A 695-nucleotide genomic window follows, 5' to 3' on the forward strand; every position below is an offset into this window, starting at 1 on the left:
ATAAGAACGAGTGATATTCTAATATTCCATTCGCACTAAGCTGCCATAGGTGTTATTGTTTGAAGTTTTTCAGAATTATAGGATTCATTTCTTCGAGCCATTCCTACAAAAATTCTAGCCAACTTACCAATCAATTTCATAATTGATTTCATTTTCTTCATTTTTTTAACCTTAACATTATGGGTGTGGATTCCTTTAAATTCTGGGTTGTTCATCACAAGGCTCATTGTAGCTAAGTAAAGGAATCTCCGTAGCCTTGACCTTCCACGTTTTGATAAAACAATTTGCCCTTTCCACTTTCCAGAACTAGCTTCAGCTAGGTGTAAACCAGCATGTCGAAGTAGCGAATTACCGTGAGAAAATCCACTAATATCTCCAGCTTCACCTAATATGCCAGCTAAAGATATTTCACTAATTCCCTTAATGGTAAGCAGCTTTTTAGCATAAGGAATTTTATTCAATACATCGGTAACTTGCTTTTCAACTCTTTCGAGTTGTATTACTGCTAAATCATATTCTTCAAGTAATTGCTCCAAATGAAATTTATAAGCATCTAGTGCTTGTCTTGAACCGATGGAATTCTTGGCTACCTGGAGGAGTAATTGGGCCTTTTTTAATCCAGGTTGCCTCTTCATCAGAGATTTCCAGCCCATAATAATCTCATGAGGCTGCTTGGTGGCCAATTCCATAGGAGT

General features: G+C 36.8%; 1 protein-coding gene. It reads right to left on the reverse strand.

Annotated features, from left to right (window positions below; all coding sequences use genetic code 11):
• Positions 1-35 precede the first annotated feature (35 nt).
• On the reverse strand, positions 36-695 hold a 660-nt coding region (locus COE25_RS29900; RefSeq protein WP_142354540.1), incomplete at its 5' end, for a transposase.

The sequence above is a fragment of the Bacillus sp. AFS031507 genome, from assembly GCF_002584635.1.
Taxonomy (GTDB): domain Bacteria; phylum Bacillota; class Bacilli; order Bacillales; family Cytobacillaceae; genus Neobacillus.